Consider the following 6,663-nt stretch of genomic DNA (forward strand, 5'->3'; position numbering starts at 1 on the left):
TCCATGAAGAGAGCCCCTCAAGTGGTCGCCTGGGCCGGCAGCGTCGCGATTGTGGGCCTGGTCAGAACTTGTAGCTCAAATTGATCCCGACCGTATTCAGCTTCACGTTCTGATCGCGATCGTTAAAGGGTTCTGCCACCTCGTAGTGCTCGGAGCCGAAATCATAGTAGCGATACTGCGCGCCGACGACGAACTTGTCGGTCAGCGCGTAGTCGACGCCGGCACCCACGGTCCAGCCGACATTCGTGCGCGTGCTGTCGAACGCCGGACCCGCGACTTGCGATGTTTCGATGCCGGCAAAGGCGACGCCGCCAATGCCGTAGACCAGCAGGCGGTCCATGGCGTAACCCGCCTTGGCGTTGACCGACCCGAACCACTTGATGTCGGTGCCGAATGTGCTTCCCAGCGCCGATACCGTCGTGCCGCCGACCGAGGAATAGTTGAGGTCCGCCTCGGCGCCGAGCACCGCCTGGTCGAATTGCCACAGGCCGGCGACGTGGCCGCCGACAAAACCGCCGTCAATGTCGGGCGCGATGGAAAATGGCGCACCTTCTGTCACCGATACATCGGATTGGCCCCAGCCATAGCCGGCCTGCAGACCAGCGTAATAGCCCGTCCAGTCGAATCCGGGCGCGGTCATCGGCACGTCGACCGCCGGGTCGGCTGCAAAAGCCGGCACGGCCAGAACGGCAAGGAAACCGGCACTAGCGACCATCAATCGACGCATCGAACTCCCCGAAATGACGGTTCAGAAAGATCCTCGTCAGAAGGATAACCGCATTCGCCGCAATCGCAATCCCCCTGTCGCCGTACAGAATCCTCTATTTGGCATCGATGAAGTCCAGCACAGCCTGGCTATATTCATCCGGCGCTTGCAGCATGGCGAAATGACTGGCGTTGGGCAGGATGATCAGCTTCGCACCTGGGATGGCGGAGGCGATATAGTCGGTGTGTTCGCGCTTGATCGCCTCATCGTGGTCGCCGGCAACGATCGCCGTCGGCGTGGTTATCTCGGCAAGCTGTTCCTTGCTCCACGCCGGCTCGCTCTCCCACATGTGGCTCATCTGCGCCACGAAGGCGTCATACTGGTCCGGTGTTTTCGACATCTTCTTGTAGTCGCGGCCGGAGCGGTCGATGTAGGCGGCAAAGGTCTTGTTGGTCATCACGCCCGGATCAAGGCCGTCGGTGGTTACGTTGGCGGCTTGCGCGAACAGCCTTGTCAGCCGCTCCGGATGATGCAGTGCGATGTCGATACCGATGATGCCGCCATCGCTCCAGCCGACAAGCGCGGTCTTGTCGATCTTCAGGTGGTCGAGCAGCGCCAGATAGTCCGATGCCATCAAGTCGTAGCCATAGGGCTGCTCGGTGCGGGTGGAGCGGCCGTGGCCACGGCTGTCGGCGACGATTACCTTGTGCGTCTTGGAAAGCGTGGCCACCTGGCTGGCCCAGATGTCGCCGTGGCCGAGGCCGCCATGGATGAGCAGCACCGGATCGCCCGCGCCGAAAACGGCGTAGTACATCTGGATGCCGTTCACCGGCGCGTATCCGCTCTGATCGGGTTTGGGCATGGCCGCTGGTTCCGGCAAGGTCTGCCAACGCTCCTCGGCCACGGCAGAAGTGGTCGACGCTGCGAACAAGATAACGATGGCGAACGCTTTCCAAAAACGGGTCATGTCTTCCCTCATATGGTTCGGTTCGCGGTCAGCATCGCCTTCCAGCCGGATTAGTCAACAAGCTCGCCCTGACGCGGTATGTCGGACCGACGGCTCTGGCGGCGCCCGCCGACATTTGCGAGACTGGCGGCAACCGAGGAATCGCCAATGACGAAAGCAACGCCCGCAAAACCCAGACCGTGGACCGAGATGGCGACACATCTGGTCGATGTCGCCGTGGGGCGCAAACCCGCTGACCTGGTCGTGCGCAACGGCCGCTGGGTGAACGTTCATTCGGGCGAGATCATCGCCGGCACCGACATCGCCATTGCCGGCGGGCGCTTTGCCTATTGCGGGCCCAATGCCAGCCATGCAATCGGCCAGGGCACCAAGGTGGTCGATGCCGGCGGGCGTTATCTGGTGCCCGGCCTCTGCGACGCGCATATGCATGTCGAGAGCGGCATGGTGACGGTGACCGAGTTCTGCCGGGCCGTCATTCCGCACGGCACCACCTCGATGTTCATCGACCCGCACGAGATCGCCAATGTTCTGGGTCTGCCCGGCGTGCGGCTGATGCATGACGAAGCGGTCGCCATGCCCATCAACGTGCATGTCCAGATGCCGTCCTGCGTGCCTTCGGCGCCGGGGCTGGAACATGCCGGCGCCGAGCTGACGGTCGCCGATGTCGCGGAAGCGATGACCTGGGAGAACATTATCGGCCTGGGCGAAGTGATGAATTTCCCCGGCGTCGTCGCCAATGATCCGGTCATGTCGGGCGAGATCGCGGCGACGGTCAAGGCGGGCAAGACGGTCGGCGGCCACTATGCCTCGCGCGATCTCGGCCTGCCGTTCCACGGCTACGTCGCCGGCGGCCCCGAGGACGACCATGAGGGCACGCGCGCCGAGGACGCTATCGCCCGCGTGCGCCAGGGCATGAAGGCGATGCTGCGGCTGGGCTCGGCCTGGTACGACGTCGCCTCGCAGATCAAGGCGGTGACGGAGGGCGGAATCGACCCGCGCAACTTCATCCTGTGCACCGACGACAGCCATTCCGGCACGCTGGTCCAAGAGGGCCATATGGACCGCGTGGTGCGCCACGCCATCCAACAGGGATTGAAGCCGGTGACGGCGATCCAGATGGCGACGCTCAATACCGCCCAGCATTTCAAACTGGAGCGCGAGATCGGCTCGATCGCGCCGGGCCGGCTGGCCGACCTGCTGATCGTCTCGGATCTCGCCGCAATGACCATCGACGAGGTCTATGCACGCGGCGTCAGGGTGGCCAAGGGCGGCAAGCTCGAAATCGACATTCCGGCCTATGATTACCCCCGGACGGCGAAGAACACCGTCAAGCTCGGCAAGAAGTTGAAGGGCGACGACTTCGATATCGCCGCCCCCAAGGGCGCCAACGAGGTTCGGGTGCGTGTCATCGGCGTCATCGAGAACCAGGCGCCGACGCGCGCGCTGGAGGCCGATCTGCCGGTCGAGGACGGGCTGGTCGCAATGGACCGCCGCAACGACATCTGCCAGATCGCGCTGGTCGAGCGTCACAGGGGCACGGGCGGCGTCAGCAACGCCTTCGTTTCGGGCTTCGGCTATATGGGCGACTGCGCCATGGCGTCCAGCGTGGCGCATGACGCCCACCACATCATCTGCGTCGGCACCAACAAGCAGGACATGGCGCTGGCGGTAAACCGTCTGGGCGCGGTCGGTGGCGGCGTCGTGCTGTTCTCCAAGGGCAAGGAACTGGCGCTGGTCGAAATGCCGATCGCAGGCCTGATGTCGGACGAACGGGCGGAAATCGTCGCCGCCAAGGCCGAGAAGCTCACCGAGGCGATGCGCAAGATGGGCTGTTCATTGAACAACGCCTACATGCAGCACTCGCTGCTGGCGCTGGTCGTCATTCCGGAGCTCAGGATCTCCGATGTCGGCCTGATCGATGTGACGACATTCCAGAAGGTCGATCTGTTCGTCTAGGATTGTTGATATTCAGGCCATGCCGACCTGTAAGTAGCGATTTTCTGCGCTTCCGGTGCTCACGTACTTAAGTACGCTCCGCTCCGGTTCTCGAAAACCACCACTTTCGGCTCGGCCTGACCCGAATCTCAACAATCCTAGGGCCAATGCCGCCCGCTGGCTCACCCGCCGGTGGCGATGGTCAGCACCTTGAACGGCGTGGTGATGACGATCTCGGCGACCGAGCCGACGGCCTTGCCGAGGCCCTGGCCGAGATTGTTGAGCTGTGTCGGGTCGGGTTCGTCCGAGGCGAGGCCCGCCGGCGCCCGCAGCCGGTCGCCGAGCAGTTGCACCAGCATCGGGTTGTCGGCGAATTTGGCGTGGTTGAGGCGGTCGCCGCCCTTGGCCTGGGAAAGATCGACCACCGACACGCCATAGCTGGCGAGGTCTGCAGCGTTGCCGTAGTCGCCGACGCGCGGCTTGTCGCCCGAGATCAGGGACGAGAGCTTGAGAGCCCGGTCATCCGCAGAGAGCAGGATGGCGAACGGCTTGTCGGGTTTGCCGTAGCGGATCATCTGCTTCTTGAAGACGTCGACATCGATGTCGGGCGAGGCCAGGATGACGTAGCCCAGTTTGCCGCCGAGATCCCGGTCGCCGGTGATGGCAAGCTGGCGCAGCGTCTCCATGGTCACCCAGGTTCCCATCGAATGGGCGATGATGTCGATGCTCTTGACCTTTGTCTTGGCCAGCATCCTGAGCGTCGCCTCGAGGTCGTCGCGCGCTGCGTTGGCGCTTTCCTTGTCGTAGATGTAACCCGTGGTCTTGCCGCTCGAAGCCCAGGAGAACAGCACCGGGGTGCCGGGATATTTGGTGTCGTGGGCGATCTGCGTCAGCCGGTAGATGCCGTCGTCAAAACCGTTGTTGAAGCCGTGCACGAAAACCAGCGCACGGTCGCCGCGCATGGAAATGTCGGCGCCGACCGCTTTGGCGAACTGGGGCGCGCCTTCATAGAAAGTGACGTCCTTGGCGGTAAAATCCTTGGCAGGATTGCTGTTTGCCGATCCCTTGGCCCGCTCGATGGCGCCGACCTGATGGCTTTTGGGAACGGTGACGTCGACACGGGCAAAGCTGGTGGTCAGCGAGCGATCGCCGTCGTAAACCTGTCGCGGCTCTTTTGTTGCCCTCTGGCGGGTGGTGGCGACGAAGATTTCATGCGTGGCCGCGATGTCGGATGCGGGCACCGAGACCGTCGTCCTGTTGAGCAGGTCGTGCGTTTTCCCGCCAGCGCAGCCGGTGACAGCGAGCGCCGATGCAACGACGAGGTAGCTCTTCGAACGCACGGTCACACGCAGGCTCCCGCAAAAGGGGACGTCAAACGCGTGACGTCGCTGGCTATTCCGATAAGGCCAGAGACCGGCGCGGTCCAGTTCAAAGTGAATCCATACGTCCGCGATGCCGGGCAGGCATCGCCGCGAGACCGCACCTATTGGCCAAGCAGGCTGATGCGGTCGGTGACATCACGGTCGCTGGCAAAGCCGTCATCCTCGCGCAGCCGCTGGCCGATCATCTTCACCAGCGTCGGATTGTCGGCGAATTTCGTATGGTTGAAGCTGTCCGATCCCTTGACCTTGGACAGGTCGACGACCGTCACGCCATAGGAGGCAAGATCGGCGGCATCCTTGTAGTCGCCGACACGCGGCCGTGAACCGGCGATCAGGCCGGAGAGCCGCAGCGCACGGTCGTCGTCCGATAACAGCAGGATGAACGGCTTGTCGGGCTTGCCATAGCGCCGCATCTGGCTCTTGAACACGTCGACATCGATGTCGGGCGAGGCCAGCACCACGTCGCCGAGCTTGCCGCCGAGATCGCGATCGCCGGTGATGGCCATCTGGCGCAGCGTTTCCATGGTGACCCAGGTTCCGAGCGAATGTGCGACGATGTCGATGCGCCGCGCGCCGGACTGCTCCAGCATCCTGAGCGTCACCTCCAACTGGTCGCGGGCAGCGCTGGCGCTTTCCTTGTCGTAGACATAGTCGGTGGTCCTGGCGCCCGATGCCCAGGAAAACAGCACTGGCGTGCCGGGATAGCCGGAATCATGGACGATCTGGGTCAGGCGATAGACGGCGGCATCGAAGCCGGTGTTGTAGCCATGCACGAAGACCATGACGCGGCCGCCGCGCGCCGCGATGTCGGCGTTGAGCGCGCTGGAGAATTTCGGCTGCGTGTCGTAGCCGACGACCTCGGAAGCCATGAAATACTTGGCCGGGTCGTCCGACTTGCCGCGCGAGCGGCGCTCGATCTGGCCGGTCTTGTGAAGCCCCGGAACGGTGACGTTGACGCGGGCATAGTTCAGCGTCGCCGACCGTTCGCCGTCGAAAACCTTGTTGGGATCGTCGGATTTCTTGCGCGTCGTGGCGATGAAGATCGAGTGGTTGCCGGCGATCTCCGTCACCGGCGCGGACACCATGGCGCTGCCAAGCAATTCCTGTGTTTGCTGGCCGGCGCAGCCGGCGACGAACAAGGCCAGGACAACGGTAAAAATCTTCTTCAAAGGCACGCCTGAATTTCCAACTCCGGCCGAAAGGCCTGTCTATCCTCACGATACCTCCCGGACAGGCAGAGTGCGGCAGAACTAAGTCCTGTCGAGTCGAAATGTGATCGGCGCCCCGCTGCGGCCATCGCAGTGTTGCGCGAAAGCCAAAATGGCGGGAAACGCCTGCGTGATGTGCGCAATGAGCGGCGTCGCCGCTGGCCCTCCAATCCCCGCGGAGATAGCGATTTCATACCGCCCGATGCGAGGGGGCATGAGAATGCACCCGCAAGTAGCTGAAAATATTTCGCAAAATTTCCGCCCGGAAGGACGTAAATGATGGACGATGGCGCTGGGGAGCCGGATATGTGATAGGCGGGCTCGCGCCGCACCTGGTCATGGCGCTCAACAACCGAACGTTCGCGACCCGATTAATGATAGAGATCCGCGGACAGCATGCAACGCAAGGTGATTTTCCCCAGGGGTGGTTTCCGATGAACAGTTTCTCTTCCCGCGTTGCTGCCG

General features: G+C 63.0%; 5 protein-coding genes. 1 reads left to right on the plus strand and 4 read right to left on the minus strand.

Annotated features, from left to right (window positions below):
* Positions 1-61 precede the first annotated feature (61 nt).
* Together ENZ74_RS16975 and ENZ74_RS16980 are read right to left on the minus strand one after the other, a co-directional pair.
* On the minus strand, positions 62-727 hold the full coding sequence (locus tag ENZ74_RS16975; protein WP_027160415.1) for an outer membrane protein: 666 nt from the start codon (positions 725-727) through the stop codon (positions 62-64).
* 94 nt (positions 728-821) lie between these two features.
* Positions 822-1,673, minus strand: coding sequence for an alpha/beta fold hydrolase (locus tag ENZ74_RS16980; RefSeq protein WP_063168107.1), 852 nt, complete (start codon positions 1,671-1,673; stop codon positions 822-824).
* 147 nt (positions 1,674-1,820) lie between these two features.
* Here ENZ74_RS16980 and ade point away from each other — a divergent pair, with 147 nt between their 5' ends.
* A complete protein-coding gene (gene ade, locus ENZ74_RS16985; protein WP_063168106.1) occupies positions 1,821-3,629 on the plus strand; it encodes an adenine deaminase in 1,809 nt (602 codons plus the stop codon).
* Between the two features lie 161 nt (positions 3,630-3,790).
* Here the strand turns inward: ade and ENZ74_RS16990 are convergent, their stop codons facing one another.
* Positions 3,791-4,954 (minus strand): alpha/beta hydrolase, encoded by a 1,164-nt coding sequence (locus ENZ74_RS16990; RefSeq protein ID WP_063168105.1) that lies wholly within the window; start codon positions 4,952-4,954, stop codon positions 3,791-3,793.
* Positions 4,955-5,091: 137 nt separating this feature from the next.
* Positions 5,092-6,165: an alpha/beta hydrolase gene (locus tag ENZ74_RS16995; RefSeq protein WP_013531324.1), complete on the minus strand. Its 1,074-nt coding sequence runs from the start codon at positions 6,163-6,165 to the stop codon at positions 5,092-5,094.
* Positions 6,166-6,663 lie beyond the last annotated feature (498 nt).

Source organism: Mesorhizobium sp. M7A.F.Ca.CA.002.15.2.1 (assembly GCF_003998715.1).
GTDB classification, from domain to species: Bacteria; Pseudomonadota; Alphaproteobacteria; order Rhizobiales; family Rhizobiaceae; genus Mesorhizobium; species Mesorhizobium ciceri.

Bases quoted from the DNA above. Each gene is read 5' to 3' on its own strand.
- ENZ74_RS16975 (WP_027160415.1), bottom strand. From the start codon at position 727: ATGCGTCGATTGATGGTCGCTAGTGCCGGTTTCCTTGCCGTTCTGGCC.
- ENZ74_RS16980 (WP_063168107.1), bottom strand. From the start codon at position 1,673: ATGACCCGTTTTTGGAAAGCGTTCGCCATCGTTATCTTGTTCGCAGCG.
- ade (WP_063168106.1), top strand. From the start codon at position 1,821: ATGACGAAAGCAACGCCCGCAAAACCCAGACCGTGGACCGAGATGGCG.